Source organism: Pseudomonas uvaldensis, assembly GCF_021271205.1.
Lineage (GTDB): Bacteria > Pseudomonadota > Gammaproteobacteria > Pseudomonadales > Pseudomonadaceae > Aquipseudomonas > Aquipseudomonas uvaldensis.
Window position 1 is genome coordinate 30,302 of sequence record NZ_JAIWKS010000002.1, and the last position, 14,907, is coordinate 45,208.

The 14,907-nt window shown below is 62.5% G+C and carries 11 protein-coding genes; all 11 read left to right on the forward strand.

All coding sequences use genetic code 11. The features are described 5' to 3' along the window. Window positions 1-192 precede the first annotated feature (192 nt). The 11 genes from LCU97_RS03760 to LCU97_RS03805 all read left to right on the forward strand — a co-directional run bounded on the left by LCU97_RS03760 (window position 193) and on the right by LCU97_RS03805 (window position 14,837). Window positions 193-1,494, forward strand: a complete 1,302-nt coding sequence (locus tag LCU97_RS03760; RefSeq protein ID WP_053151355.1) for an MFS transporter — start codon at window positions 193-195, stop codon at window positions 1,492-1,494. Further along, complete coding sequence (locus LCU97_RS03765) at window positions 1,472-2,869, forward strand: NarK family nitrate/nitrite MFS transporter (RefSeq protein ID WP_053151365.1); 1,398 nt, start codon at window positions 1,472-1,474, stop codon at window positions 2,867-2,869. The genes LCU97_RS03760 and LCU97_RS03765 overlap by 23 nt, the downstream gene beginning before the upstream one ends. A 64-nt stretch (window positions 2,870-2,933) precedes the next feature. Beyond that, window positions 2,934-6,701: a nitrate reductase subunit alpha gene (locus LCU97_RS03770; protein WP_232775596.1), complete on the forward strand. Its 3,768-nt coding sequence runs from the start codon at window positions 2,934-2,936 to the stop codon at window positions 6,699-6,701. 10 nt (window positions 6,702-6,711) lie between these two features. After that, window positions 6,712-8,250, forward strand: coding sequence for a nitrate reductase subunit beta (gene narH / locus LCU97_RS03775; protein WP_232775597.1), 1,539 nt, complete (start codon window positions 6,712-6,714; stop codon window positions 8,248-8,250). Window positions 8,251-8,252: 2 nt separating this feature from the next. Then, window positions 8,253-9,008, forward strand: a complete 756-nt coding sequence (narJ, locus tag LCU97_RS03780) for a nitrate reductase molybdenum cofactor assembly chaperone (RefSeq protein ID WP_053151373.1) — start codon at window positions 8,253-8,255, stop codon at window positions 9,006-9,008. Next, window positions 9,001-9,681: a respiratory nitrate reductase subunit gamma gene (narI, locus tag LCU97_RS03785; protein WP_232775598.1), complete on the forward strand. Its 681-nt coding sequence runs from the start codon at window positions 9,001-9,003 to the stop codon at window positions 9,679-9,681. The genes narJ and narI overlap by 8 nt, the downstream gene beginning before the upstream one ends. 10 nt (window positions 9,682-9,691) lie before the next feature. Beyond that, the gene (locus tag LCU97_RS03790) at window positions 9,692-10,660 is read left to right on the forward strand and encodes a peptidylprolyl isomerase (protein WP_232775599.1); all 969 of its coding nucleotides are present in this window, start codon (window positions 9,692-9,694) and stop codon (window positions 10,658-10,660) included. Between the two features lie 25 nt (window positions 10,661-10,685). Further along, window positions 10,686-11,678: a GTP 3',8-cyclase MoaA gene (moaA, locus tag LCU97_RS03795; protein WP_232775600.1), complete on the forward strand. Its 993-nt coding sequence runs from the start codon at window positions 10,686-10,688 to the stop codon at window positions 11,676-11,678. A 258-nt stretch (window positions 11,679-11,936) separates the two neighbouring features. Further along, the gene (locus LCU97_RS03800; RefSeq protein ID WP_269802824.1) at window positions 11,937-13,952 is read left to right on the forward strand and encodes a ribonucleoside triphosphate reductase; all 2,016 of its coding nucleotides are present in this window, start codon (window positions 11,937-11,939) and stop codon (window positions 13,950-13,952) included. Window positions 13,953-13,983: 31 nt separating this feature from the next. Beyond that, on the forward strand, window positions 13,984-14,145 hold the full coding sequence (gene nrdD / locus LCU97_RS26620; protein ID WP_053151391.1) for an anaerobic ribonucleoside-triphosphate reductase: 162 nt from the start codon (window positions 13,984-13,986) through the stop codon (window positions 14,143-14,145). After that, a complete protein-coding gene (locus LCU97_RS03805; protein ID WP_232775601.1) occupies window positions 14,142-14,837 on the forward strand; it encodes an anaerobic ribonucleoside-triphosphate reductase activating protein in 696 nt (231 codons plus the stop codon). The genes nrdD and LCU97_RS03805 overlap by 4 nt, the downstream gene beginning before the upstream one ends. Window positions 14,838-14,907: the final 70 nt, after the last annotated feature.

The window sequence follows — 14,907 nt, forward strand, 5'->3', positions numbered from 1 at the left end:
TGTAAAAGCTTCGGCCAAATTGCCCAGGATATTGATAAACAAAGGGTTTTATCTGAATCCCGATCTACCACCTTGGAGGTAGACGGGCCAAGCATAGGCCAGTACCCCCAAGTGGCTCTTTGACTCACGTCAAGTTTTTGCGGGGTAGGCATCACTAGTCTGCGCTCATCGAACTGACTGGGGTGCAGCGTAATGCGAGCGCAAGTGCAACAAGGGCTGGTACTGGGGATGAGTACCCTGGCCTTCACCGTGTGCTTCATGGTCTGGATGATGTTTGCCGTGCTGGGCGTTCCGATCAAGGAGATGCTCGCCCTCAACGAAACCCAATTCGGCCTGCTGGCCGCCACGCCCGTATTGACCGGTTCGCTGGTGCGTTTGCCCCTGGGGCTTCTGACCGACCGTTTCGGCGGGCGGATCGTGTTCTTCCTGCTGATGCTCTCCTGCGTCCTGCCGCTCTACCTGATCACGTTGGCGACCGCGTTCTGGCAGTTCCTGGTGCTGGGCCTGTTCGTCGGGTTGGCCGGTGGTTCCTTCTCGGTCGGCATCGCCTACGTCGCCAAGTGGTTCGACAAACAGAACCAGGGCTTTGCCATGGGCGTCTTCGGTGCCGGCAACGCCGGTTCCGCGGTGACCAAGTTCCTGGCCCCGGCCTTGATTGCCCTCGGCTCCTGGCACCTGGTGCCGAAGGTGTTCAGCGCCATTCTGTTCATCACCGCGCTGTTGTTCTGGTTCCTCACCGCCGAGAAGGAAGAACACCGCAGCAGCGGTGGCGCCGGTCTGCTTGAACAGCTCAGGGCCTTGAAAGAGCCAGCCGTGTGGCGCTACTGCCAGTACTACTCGATCGTGTTCGGTGGCTACGTGGCCCTGGCGCTGTGGATGACCAAGTACTACGTGCAGGAGTACGGCTTCAGCCTGCAAAGCGCGGCGCTGCTGGCGGCATGTTTCTCCCTGCCCGGCGGTGTGCTGCGGGCGGTCGGTGGCTGGATGTCGGATCGCTGGGGCGCCCAGAGTGTGACCTGGTGGGTGCTGTGGGTGAGTTGGATCTGCCTGTTCCTGCTGTCCTACCCCCAGACCCAACTGCAAGTGCAGACCGTCAACGGCATCATCGATTTCCATATCGGCCTCAACGCCACGCTGTTCACCGTGCTGTTGTTCGTGATGGGCATCGCCTTCGCGTTCGGCAAGGCCTCGGTCTTCAAGTACATCGCCAACGACTATCCGAAAAACATGGGCGCGGTGTCCGGCATCGTCGGCCTGGCCGGCGGCCTGGGCGGTTTCGTGCTGCCGATCATGTTCGGCGCCCTGGTGGACCTCACCGGCGTGCGCTCGTCCTGCTTCATGTTGTTGTACGGCGTGGTCTGGGTCTCCTTGACCTGGATGTATTTCAGCGAAATGCGCAAGCGCCCGCTGCTGGGCAAGCAACCGCCTGCCAGCCAATCCCCGTTTTCCAGCATTGCCCAAGGAGAAGAACATGTCCGTTCTGCAAACGCCTGACAAAGGCCCGGTCATTCATGACTGGCGCCCGGAAGACCCGGCCTTCTGGGGCCGCAGTGGCAAACAGACCGCGCGGCGCAACCTGTGGATCTCGATCCCGGCGCTGCTGTTGGCCTTCGCCGTGTGGATGGTCTGGAGCACGGTGATCGTGCGCCTGAACGCCATCGGTTTCAGTTTCAGCACCGACCAGTTGTTCTGGCTGGCGGCGCTGCCGGGGCTGTCCGGGGCCACCTTGCGAATCTTTTACTCATTCATGGTGCCGATCTTCGGCGGCCGGCGCTGGACGGCCCTGAGCACCGCCTCGCTGCTGATGCCAGCATTGTGGATGGGCTTCGCGGTACAGGATCCGGCCACGCCCTATAGCGTGTTCGTGCTGATCGCACTGCTGTGCGGTTTCGGTGGCGGCAACTTCGCCTCGAGCATGTCCAACATCAGCTTCTTTTACCCTAAATCCCAACAGGGCACCGCCCTGGGCCTGAATGCCGGCCTGGGCAACCTGGGTGTGTCGGTGATGCAGTTCTGCGTGCCGCTGGTGATCTCCTTCGGTGTGTTCGGCTTTATGGGCGGCCATCCGCAAGTACTGGCCGATGGTAGCTCGTTGTGGCTGCAGAACGCCGGTTTCATCTGGGTGCCGTTCATCCTGGCCGTGACCCTGATTGCCTGGTTCGGCATGAACGACCTGTCCAGCGCCCGCGCTTCGTTCAGCGAGCAGGCGGTGATCTTCAAGCGCAAGCACAACTGGTTGATGTGCTGGCTGTATCTGGCGACCTTCGGCTCGTTCATCGGTTTTTCCGCCGCGTTTCCCCTGCTGATCAAGACTTCGTTTCCCGAAGTCATCGCCCTGAAATTCGCCTTTCTCGGCCCTCTGGTGGGCGCGCTGGTCCGGCCCTTGGGTGGCTGGCTGGCGGACAAGCTCGGTGGCGCCAAGGTCACCCTGTGGAACTTCGTGCTGATGATCGTCATGGTGTTCGGTGTCATGCACTTCCTGCCACAAGGCGGGCAGGGCGGCAGCTTCTACGGCTTCCTGGGCATGTTCATGCTGCTGTTCATCACCACCGGCGTGGGCAACGGTTCCACCTTTCGCATGATCCCGGTGATTTTCCGCACCCTCCATGAGAAAGCCGCCCTGGGTAAGAAGCCCGAGCAGCGCGAGCAGGCGCTCAAGGACGCCGGCAAGGAGTCGGCGGCGGTGCTGGGTTTCAGCTCGGCCATGGGCGCCTTCGGTGCGTTCTTCATCCCCAAATCCTTTGGCACTTCGATGGCCCTGACCGGCGGCCCGGAGATGGCCTTCTACATGTTCGTCGGCTTTTACCTGAGCTGCATCCTGGTGACTTGGTGGTGGTACGCCCGCAAAGGCGCGGCCACACCCTGCTAAGACGAATCAACTATTGCGTGGGCGGGGCGAAGACCCCGCGGAGCAAGCCTGAGAGGAAGACACTGTGAGTCATTTACTGGATCAACTGCGGTTCTTCAACCGCAAGCAAGGCGAGTTTTCGCAGGGGCACGGCGAGACCCGCAAGGAGTCCCGGGACTGGGAGAACGTCTACCGTTCCCGCTGGCAGTACGACAAGATCGTGCGGTCCACCCACGGGGTGAACTGCACCGGTTCCTGCTCGTGGAAAATCTATGTCAAGAACGGCCTGATCACCTGGGAAACCCAGCAGACCGACTACCCGCGCACCCGTAACGACCTGCCCAACCACGAACCCCGCGGTTGCCCTCGTGGCGCCAGCTACAGCTGGTACATCTACAGCGCCAACCGGCTCAAGTACCCGAAGGTGCGCAAGCCATTGCTCAAGCTGTGGCGCCAGGCCCGTCAGAGCCTGCCACCGGTGGAAGCCTGGGCCAGCATCGTCGAGAACAAGGCCAAGGCCGACTCGTACAAGAGCAAGCGCGGCATGGGCGGCTTCATCCGCTCCAGCTGGGAAGAAGTCAACGAGATCATCGCCGCGGCCAACGTCTACACCGTCAAGCAGCACGGCCCTGACCGGGTGGTGGGCTTCTCGCCGATCCCGGCCATGTCCATGGTCAGCTATGCCGCCGGTGCCCGTTACCTGTCGCTGATCGGCGGCGCGTGCCTGAGCTTCTACGACTGGTACTGCGACCTGCCGCCGGCCTCGCCGATGGTCTGGGGCGAGCAGACCGACGTGCCGGAATCGGCCGACTGGTATAACTCCAACTACATCATTGCCTGGGGTTCCAACGTCCCGCAGACCCGGACCCCTGATGCCCACTTCTTCACCGAGGTGCGCTACAAGGGCACCAAGACCGTGGCGATCACCCCGGACTACTCGGAAGTCGCCAAGCTCACCGACCTGTGGCTCAACCCCAAACAGGGCACCGACGCCGCGCTGGCCCAGGCGTTCAACCATGTGATCTTCAAAGAATTCCACCTGGACAAGCCCAGCGCCTACTTCACCGACTACGCCAAGCGCTACACCGACCTGCCGGTGCTGGTCATGCTCAAGCCGATGCTCGGCGCAGCGCCCGGCTCAGGCTACCAGCCAGATCGGTTCCTGCGCGCCAGCGACCTGACCGACAACCTTGGCCAGGACAACAACCCGGAATGGAAAACCATCGCCCTGGACGCCGACGGCCAACTGGTTTCCCCCCAGGGCTCCATTGGTTATCGCTGGGGCGAGCAGGGCAAGTGGAACATCCTGCCCCGTGAAGGCGGCGAAGGTCGCGAGGTCGATCTCAAGCTGAGCCTGATCGGTGGCGACGTGGCCGAAGTGGCATTCCCGTACTTTGCCGGTGAATCCCAGGAGCATTTCCAGCACGTGGCGGGCGACGCGGTGCAGTTCCGCCGGGTGCCGGTGCACAGCGTGGTGTTGGCCGACGGCAGCGTGGCGAAAGTGGCGACCGTGTTCGACCTGTCGGCGGCCAACCTGGCCATCGACCGTGGCCTGGGGGGCGCCAACGTCGCCAAGGACTACAACGACGCCTCGGTACCCGGCACGCCGGCCTGGCAGGAACAGATCACGGGCGTGAGCCGCGAGAAGGCGATCCAGATCGCCCGCGAGTTCGCCGACAACGCCGACAAGACCCGTGGACGTTCGATGATCATCGTCGGTGCGGCGATGAACCACTGGTACCACATGGACATGAACTACCGCGGGCTGATCAATATGCTCATGCTCTGCGGTTGCATCGGCCAGACCGGTGGCGGCTGGGCCCACTACGTCGGCCAAGAGAAACTGCGTCCGCAGTGCGGCTGGCTGCCCCTGGCCTTCGGCCTGGATTGGAACCGGCCGCCACGGCAGATGAACGGCACCAGCTTCTTCTATGGCCACAGCTCCCAGTGGCGCCACGAGAAGATGAACATGCACGACGTGCTCTCGCCCCTGGCCGACAAGTCGCAGTTCCCCGAACACGCCCTGGACTACAACATCCGCGCCGAGCGGGCCGGCTGGTTGCCCAGCGCGCCGCAACTCAACACCAACCCGCTGCACATCTGCCGTAAAGCCGCTGCTGCCGGCCTGGAACCGAAGGACTATGTAGTCAAGTCGCTGCAGGACGGTTCCCTGCGCTTTGCCTGCGAACAGCCCGACAACCCGGCGAATTTCCCGCGCAACATGTTCATCTGGCGCTCCAACCTGCTCGGCTCCTCGGGCAAGGGCCACGAGTACATGCTCAAGTACCTGCTGGGTACCAAAAACGGCGTGATGAACGAGGACATCGGCAAGGTCGGCCACTGCAAGCCCACCGAGGCCGAATGGGTGGAAGAGGGCGCCATCGGCAAGCTCGACCTGGTGACGACCCTGGACTTCCGCATGTCCTCGACCTGCGTTTATTCCGACATCGTCTTGCCGACCGCCACCTGGTACGAAAAAGACGACATGAACACCTCGGACATGCACCCGTTCATCCACCCGCTGTCCGCCGCCATCGACCCGGCCTGGGAGTCGCGTTCGGACTGGGAAATCTACAAGGGCATCGCCAAGGCGTTTTCGGCCATGGCCGTCGGGCACCTGGGTGTCGAGAAAGACCTGGTCACCGTACCGCTGATGCACGACAGCGTCGGCGAACTGGCCCAGCCCTTCGGTGGCACCGACTGGAAAACCGCCGGCGTGGCACCGCAGCCGGGCAAAAACGCACCCAACCTGCAAGTGGTGGAACGCGACTACCCGAACATCTACAAGCAGTTCACGTCCCTGGGCCCGCTGCTGGAAAAACTCGGCAACGGCGGCAAGGGCATCAACTGGAACACCGACACCGAAGTGAAATTCCTCGGTGATCTGAATCACCGCGAAGTCGATTCCGGCATCAGCCAGGGCCGGCCGAAGATCGACAGCGCCATCGACGCCGCCGAAGTGATCCTGTCCCTCGCGCCGGAAACCAACGGCCACGTCGCCGTGAAAGCCTGGGCGGCGCTGTCGGAATTCACCGGCATCGACCACAGCCACCTGGCGGTGTCCAAGGAGCACGAAGCGATTCGCTTCCGCGACATCCAGGCCCAGCCGCGCAAGATCATTTCCAGCCCGACCTGGTCCGGCCTGGAAGACGATCACGTGAGCTACAACGCCGGCTACACCAACGTGCATGAGTCCATCCCATGGCGCACCATCACCGGTCGCCAGCAGTTCTACCAGGATCACCCCTGGATGCAGGCGTTCGGAGAGCAACTGATGAGCTATCGGCCGCCGGTCAACACCCGCACCATCGAGGTGGTCAAGGGCAAGCGCACCAATGGCCATACCGAGATCGTCCTGAACTGGATCACCCCGCACCAGAAATGGGGCATCCACAGTACCTACACCGACAACTTGCTGATGCTCACCTTGAGCCGTGGCGGCCCGATCATCTGGCTCTCGGAAATCGACGCCCGGCGCGCCGGTATCGAGGACAACGACTGGGTCGAGTGCTTCAACGCCAACGGCGCGTTGACTGCTCGTGCGGTGGTCAGCCAGCGGGTCAAGGAAGGCATGGTGATGATGTACCACGCCCAGGAACGGATCGTGAACGTGCCCGGCGCGGAAACCACCAAGACCCGCGGCGGCCACCACAACTCGGTCACCCGCGTCGTGCTCAAGCCGACCCACATGATCGGCGGCTACGCCCAGCAGGCCTACGGCTTCAACTATTACGGCACGGTCGGGTGCAACCGCGACGAATTCGTCGTGGTGCGCAAGATGGCCAAGGTCGACTGGCTCGACGGTTCCAGCAGCGATGACCTGCCACGTCCACTGCCGACCGAGCTGGATTGAGGAGATTGATATGAAGATTCGCTCACAAATCGGCATGGTCCTGAACCTGGACAAATGCATCGGCTGCCACACCTGCTCGATCACCTGCAAGAACGTCTGGACCAGTCGCGAAGGCATGGAGTACGCCTGGTTCAACAACGTCGAGACCAAGCCTGGCATCGGCTACCCCAAGGAATGGGAAAACCAGGACAAGTGGAAGGGTGGCTGGATCCGCAATGCAGACGGCTCGATCAACCCGCGCATCGGCGGCAAGTTCCGTGTTTTGGCCAACATCTTCGCCAACCCGGACCTGCCAGGCCTGGACGACTATTACGAACCGTTCGACTTCGACTACCAGCACCTGCACACCGCCCCCCTGGGCGAACACCAGCCGGTCGCACGGCCGCGCTCGGTGGTGTCGGGCAAGCGCATGGAAAAGATCGAGTGGGGCCCGAACTGGGAGGAAATCCTCGGCACTGAATTCGCCAAGCGGCGCAAGGACAAGAACTTCGACAAGATCCAGGCGGACATCTACGGCGAGTACGAAAACACCTTCATGATGTACCTGCCGCGCCTGTGCGAGCACTGCCTGAACCCGGCGTGCGCGGCATCGTGCCCGAGCGGGGCGATCTACAAGCGCGAAGAGGACGGCATCGTCCTGATCGATCAGGAGAAATGCCGTGGCTGGCGCATGTGCATCAGTGGCTGCCCGTACAAGAAAATCTATTTCAACTGGAAAAGCGGCAAGTCGGAAAAATGCATCTTCTGCTACCCGCGCATCGAAGCGGGGATGCCGACGGTCTGCGCTGAAACCTGCGTCGGCCGCATCCGTTATCTCGGCGTGCTGCTGTATGACGCCGACCGTATCAGCGAAGTGGCGAGCACCGCCGATGAAAAGGACCTGTACGAGAAGCAACTGGAGATTTTCCTCGACCCGAACGACCCGGCGGTGATCCGCCAGGCCCTGGCCGATGGCGTGCCGCAGTCGGTGATCGACTCGGCGCAACGCTCGCCGGTCTACAAGATGGCCGTGGATTGGAAGCTCGCGCTGCCATTGCACCCTGAATACCGCACCTTGCCGATGGTCTGGTATGTGCCGCCGCTGTCGCCGATCCAGAACGCCGCCGCAGCCGGTACCGTAGGCATGAACGGGGTGATCCCGGACGTCGACAGCCTGCGTATCCCGCTGCGCTACCTGGCCAACCTGCTGACTGCCGGCGACGAGAAACCGGTGAAGCTGGCCCTCAAACGCTTGCTGGCGATGCGCGCCTACAAGCGTTCCGAACAGGTCGATGGTGTGCAGGACCTCAAGGTGCTGGCCGATGTCGGGCTGGACGTGAACCAGGTGAACGAGATGTACCGCTACCTGGCGATCGCCAACTACGAGGACCGCTTCGTCGTGCCAAGCGCCCACCGCGAAGAAGCCATGAGCGACGCGTTCGCCGAACGCTCCGGTTGCGGCTTCAGCTTCGGCAGTGGTTGCAGCGGCAGCTCCGACACCAACATGTTCGGCGGCAAGAAGGCCAACCGTCGCGACGTGATCAAGACCGTGCAGTTGTGGGAGGACTGAGCATGCGAATTCTCAAGGTGATTTCGTTGCTGCTCGATTACCCGACCGAGACCCTGGTGGCCGGTCGTGACGAGTTGGAACAGGCGATTCTCCAGGCGCGGGAAATCAGTCCGAATCAACGAGCAGGGTTGTTCGAGCTGCTGGAAGTGATTTGCAGCAAGGACCTGATGGACGGCCAGGAACACTACGGCGCGCTGTTTGGCCGTGGCCGTTCGTTGTCGCTGTTGCTGTTCGAACATGTCCATGGCGAGTCCCGCGACCGCGGCCAGGCCATGGTGGACATGATGGCCCAGTACGAGGAGGCCGGTTTCGCCATCGGCGTCAAGGAACTGCCCGATTACATTCCGCTGTACCTGGAATTCCTGTCCACCCGCGACGACCTGGAGGCCCGCGAGGGCCTGGCGGACGTCGCGCACTTGCTGGCCTTGCTCGCGGCGCGCCTGGAGGAGCGCGAAAGCGTTTATGCCAGTTGCTTCCGGGCCTTGTTGCAGATTGCCGGGGCCGAACCCCAGGGCGCGGTCGCCGAACTGCGTGAGCAAGTCAAGGCCGAGCCCCGGGACGACTCCCTCGAAGCCCTGGACCGGGTCTGGGAAGAAGAGGCGGTGGATTTCATGAAGGCCGAGCAGCAGGACCGCTGCGGCGGGTTGCCGAACGCGCCGGGCAAGGCCCGGGAAGAAAGCGCGGTGCCGCTGCATTGGGTGGATTTTCAGCATGAAGGGCGGGCCGCTGCGCCTGCCGGGGAGGTAGGCAATGTCTAAGTGGGATCTGTTGTTGTTCGGGGTTTATCCCTACGTCGCCCTGGCGATCTGCCTGATTGGCAGCTGGGCGCGGTTCGACCTGTCCCAGTACACCTGGAAGGCCGGCTCCAGCCAGATGCTCAGCAAGGGCGGCATGCGTGTGGCGAGCAACCTGCTCCACGTCGGCGTGTTGTTCGTACTGGCGGGCCACTTCGTCGGCCTGCTGACGCCTTCGGCCATCTACCACCACGTGCTGAGCACCGAGAACAAGCAATTGCTGGCGATGCTGTCCGGTGGTTTCTTCGGTGTGCTGGGCCTGATCGGTTTGCTGATGCTGCTCAACCGCCGCCTCACTGACCCACGGGTTCGCGCCACGTCCAACACCTCGGACATCCTGGTGCTCGTCGTGCTGCTGGTGCAACTGGTGCTCGGCCTGATGACCATCGTCGCCTCCACGGCGCACATGGACGGCTCGGTGATGGTGATGCTGGCCGACTGGGCCCAGAACACCGTACTGCTGCGTCCGGTGCAAGCCGCTACTTCGATAGCGCCGGTCGGCCTGGTCTACAAGCTCCACGTGCTGTTGGGCCTGACTCTGTTCGTGCTGTTCCCGTTCACCCGTCTGGTCCACATCGTCAGCGCGCCGGTCTGGTACCTGGGACGTCGTTATCAAATCGTTCGGCAGAAGTTCTGAGGAGACGATCATGGCAAGTGGATGCGGATGTGGTGGCGGTAACGGCGGCGGTGGTGGTTGTGGTTCTTCGGCTAAAGCGGCACCGGCGGCTGCGCCGGTTGCCGATGCCGATCCGGCGGGGGCGGTGCAGTTCGAGCCGGCCCAGGCCGGCCTGGCGGCAGTCGACGAAGCGCCGCAGCTGATCGCCAGCAGCGAGCAGGAGTGGCCGATCATCAGTGTCAACGGGGTCGCTATCAGTCCCCAGTCGATGGCGCTGGAGTTGCAATACCACCCGGCCGAAAGCCGCGAGGAGGCGGTCTATCAGGCCGCACGAGCCCTGGTGATCCGTGAGCTGTTGCAGCAACGTATCGCCGAGCTGGGCCTGTCGTTGCAGGTCGCCGCCGGTGAAAACGAAGAGGAAGCGGCCACCCGGCTGCTGCTCGAACGGGAGGTGCAGGTGCCGCAATGCGACGAGGCCACCTGCCGGCGCTACTTCGAGAGCAACCGGGCGCGTTTCCACAGTGCTCCGTTGCTGGCGGTGCGGCACATCCTGCTCGAATGCGCGCCGGACGATGCCGAGGCCCGCAGCCTGGCTCACGTGCAGGCCGAGCTGTTGCTGGAACGCCTGGATCAGCATCCGGGCAGCTTCGCCGAGCTGGCCCAGAAGTACTCGGCGTGCCCCTCCAAGGAGCAGGGCGGGTCGCTGGGGCAGATCAGCAAGGGCCAGACCGTGCCGGAGCTGGAGCGTCAGCTGTTCACCCTGCCAGCAGGCCTGGCGGGTAAACCGCTGGAGAGCCGCTACGGCTGGCATGTGATCAGCATCGACCAGCGTATCGAAGGTCAGCCGCTGCCCTACGAGGCGGTAGCGACGGCGATCCGGACCCAGTTGCAGCAGGGGGTGTGGCAAAAGGCGTTGGTGCAGTACCTGCAAACCCTGATTGGTGCGGCGGACATCCGTGGCATTCATCTCCAGGGCGCCGACTCACCGCTGGTGCAGTGAGCACCGGGTCAAACAGGGGGTATTCATGAACGCGGTGTTGCAGGACGGATTTGGGCGCCAGATCGATTATTTGCGGATGTCGGTGACCGATCGTTGTGATTTTCGCTGTGTGTATTGCATGGCGAAAAACATGACCTTCCTGCCGCGTCAGCAAGTGTTGACCCTGGAGGAATTGCAGCGGCTGGCGCGGTTGTTCGTCGGCATGGGGGTGAAGAAGATTCGCCTGACCGGTGGCGAGCCGCTGATCCGTCCCGGCATCGTCGGGTTGTGTCGCGACATCGCGGCACTGCCCGGCCTGCGGGAGTTGGTGATGACCAGCAACGGTTCGCAGTTGGGCCGCCTGGCCCGGCCGCTGGTGGACGCTGGCGTCAAGCGCATGAACATCAGCCTCGACAGTCTCGATGGCGAGCGCTTTCGGGCGATCACCCGCAACGGCAACCTGGATCAGGTGCTGGCGGGCATCGAGGCGGCGAAGGCGGCGGGGTTCGAGCGGATCAAGCTCAATTGCGTGGTGATGAAGGGGCGCAACTTCGATGAAGTCCCGGCGTTGGTGCAATACGCCGTCGAACAGCGCATCGACATCAGCTTCATCGAGGAAATGCCCTTGGGGGAGGTGGGGCGTTCCCGGGGCGAGGCGTTCTGTTCCAGCGACGAGGTAAAGGCTGCGATCGCCAGCCGTTATCGGCTGCTCGACAGCGCCGAAACCAGCGGCGGGCCGGCGCGCTATGTGCGCCTGGAGCGTCACCCGGACACCCGCATCGGTTTTATTTCCCCCAATACCCATAACTTCTGCGCCAGTTGCAACCGGGTGCGCATGACCGTTGAAGGGCGGCTGCTGCTCTGCCTCGGTCAGGAAGATTCCCTAGACCTGCGGGGCTTGCTGCGGCGCTATCCGCTGGATGACCAGCCGGTGATCCACGCGGTGCAACAAGCGCTGCGCGGCAAACCGCTGCGCCATGACTTCAACCCCGGTGGCGAGGTGCAGATTGTGCGGTTCATGAACATGAGTGGGGGTTAGGCATTTACCTGGCAGACACCAAAACACCCTGTGGGAGCGGGCTTGCTCGCGAAGGCGGTGGGTCAGTCGCTGAAGATGTTGACTGATCTGACGCCTTCGCGAGCAAGCCCGCTCCCACAGGGAATGTTGATGAGTTAGCTTTCAGACCACCCCCAATTCTTGACATCAATCAATTTCAATTAAACCTATCGGGCCTAACATTACTGCATATTGTGTCTTTATAGCTAAATATATCTATATGTAGTGTCTGGAGCCCAAATGCAGAGCACATTGATCTCAGTAGGATGTAACCGCTTGCACAAGCGCGACGGCAGTGTGGTTGCCTTCGACGCGGACAAGATCCGCCAGGCGTTGATCGCCGCTGGCAAGGCCACTGGCGAATACGCCGAAGCCGAGGCCGAACAATTGCTCGAAGCCGTGTTGGCTCGATTGGAAGGACAGACACGCTTGAACGTCGAGCAGATCCAGGACCGCGTCGAACGCGTTCTGATGGACGCCGGGTATTTCCTGTCCATGCGCGCCTATATCGTCTATCGCGAGCAACATGGTCGCCTGCGCCGGGACCGCCGTACCCTGGTGGAAGTCGCCACGTCGATGAACGAATACCTGGACCGCGAAGACTGGCGCGTGCAGGCCAACGCCAACCAGGGTTACTCCCTCGGTGGGTTGATCCTGAACGTGTCGGGCAAGGTCACCGCCAACTACTGGCTGGACGAGGTCTACAGCCAGGCCATCGGCGAGGCCCACCGCGAGGCCGACTTGCATATCCACGACCTGGACATGCTCGCCGGTTACTGCGCCGGCTGGTCGCTGCGCACCTTGCTGCATGAAGGCCTCAACGGTGTGCCAGGGCGGGTCGAGGCCGGGCCGCCCAAGCACTTGAGCAGTGCCCTGGGGCAGATGGTGAATTTCCTCGGTACCCTGCAGAACGAGTGGGCCGGCGCCCAGGCGTTCAGCTCGTTCGACACTTATCTGGCCCCTTACGTGCGCAAGGACAACCTCAGCTACGATGAGGTCCGCCAGTCGTTGCAGGAGTTCATCTACAACCTCAACGTGCCGTCACGCTGGGGCACCCAGACCCCCTTCACCAACCTTACGTTCGACTGGGTCTGCCCTCAGGACCTGCGTGAGCAGATCCCGGTGATCGGTGGCGAGGAAATGCCGTTCGCCTATGGCGACCTGCAAGCGGAAATGGAACTGCTCAATCGCGCCTACATCGAGGTGATGCAAGCCGGCGATGCGAAAGGGCGAGTGTTCACCTTTCCGATCCCGACCTACAACATCACCCATGACTTTCCGTGGGACAGCGAGAACGCCGACCGGCTGTTCGAGATGACCGCCCGCTACGGTTTGCCGTACTTTCAGAATTTCCTCAATTCGGACATGCAGCCCAACCAGGTGCGCTCGATGTGCTGCCGTCTGCAACTGGACGTTCGCGAACTGCTCAAGCGCGGCGGGGGGTTGTTCGGCTCGGCGGAACAGACCGGCTCCCTGGGTGTGGTGACGATCAACTGCGCACGTCTGGGCTATTTGTACAAAGGCAACACCAGCGCGTTGTTGCAACGCCTCGATACCCTGATGGAACTGGCCAAGGAGAGTCTGGAGGTCAAGCGCAAGGTCATCCAGCATCACATGGATGCCGGCTTGTACCCTTACACCAAGCGCTACCTGGGTACCCTGCGCAATCACTTCTCCACCATCGGCGTGAACGGCCTGCACGAAATGCTGCGCAATTTCACCGATGACCAGCAGGGCTTGCACACCGAACAGGGCAGGGCGTTTGCCCTCCGGCTGCTGGATCACGTTCGGGCCACGCTGCTGCGTTTCCAGGAAGAAACCGGCCATCTGTACAACCTGGAAGCCACCCCCGCCGAAGGCACCACTTACCGTTTCGCCAAGGAGGACCTCAAGCGCTTCCCGGACATCTTGCAGGCCGGTAGCCCGGTCGCTCCGTATTACACCAACTCCTCGCAACTGCCGGTGGGCTTCACCGACGATCCGTTCGAAGCCCTGGAGCTGCAAGACGAGCTGCAATGCAAATACACCGGCGGCACCGTGTTGCACCTGTACATGGCCGAGCAGATTTCCTCCACGCAAGCGTGCAAGCAACTGGTGCGCAAGGCCCTCGGACGTTTCCGGCTGCCGTACCTCACCGTGACACCGACGTTCTCCATCTGCCCGGTTCACGGCTACCTGGCCGGCGAGCATGAGTTCTGCCCCAAATGTGACGAGGCCCTGCTGCTGCAACAACAGCGCCAGGCCACCGTTCACTGATTCGATCCATCGACCGCAAGGAGCTTCATCCATGAACGCATCACACACCGTTCCACAGGCACAGCGTCAACGTTGCGAAGTCTGGACCCGCGTGATGGGCTATCACCGTCCGGTGGCGGCTTTCAATCCGGGCAAGCAGTCCGAACACCGCGAGCGGGTGCACTTCACCGAACGCGCGGCCGGGCGTCCATGAGTCGAGTGCTGCGGGTCGGGGGCATGGTGCCCCTGACCACCCTCGATTATCCGGGCCAGTTGGCTTGCGTACTGTTTTGCCAGGGTTGCGCCTGGCGTTGTCGTTACTGCCATAACCCGCAGTTGATCGCGCCGCGTGGCAGCGAAGAGGTGGACTGGTGCCGGGTGCTGGCGTTCTTGCAGCGCCGCCAGGACCTGCTCGATGCCGTGGTGTTCAGCGGTGGTGAGCCGACCTTGCAGGACGGCCTGGCGTCGGCCATGGAGGAGGTGCGGCAGATGGGGTTTCGCATCGGCTTGCACAGTGCCGGCATCAAGCCGGCGGCCTTCGCCAAGGTGGTTGGTCGCGCCGACTGGGTCGGCTTCGACATCAAGGCCCTGCCCGAAGACGCGCTGGACGTGACCCGGGTCGAAGGCAGCGGCGCCGCCAACTGGCGCAGCCTGGACCACCTGCTGGACAGCGGCGTTGATTATGAAGTTCGCACCACGGTTCATTGGCATCTGTTCGACCCTGAGCGCTTGCTGAGCCTGGCCCGGCGCCTGAGCGAGCGCGGCGTGACGCGGTTTGCCGTGCAACTGGTGCGCACCGCGCGGATGCTCGATCCCTATCTCTCCAGCGTTTCGGCACACGCCTTGCAGCCCGAGCTGTGGGGCGCCCTGCGCGAATTATTCCCCTCGTTCGTGTTGCGCAGTTGATCACTGCGCGATGAGGCACAGCGGCTCGGCCTGACCGGGCCATTTTCTTTCCAAGGTTTTCAAATGCGCT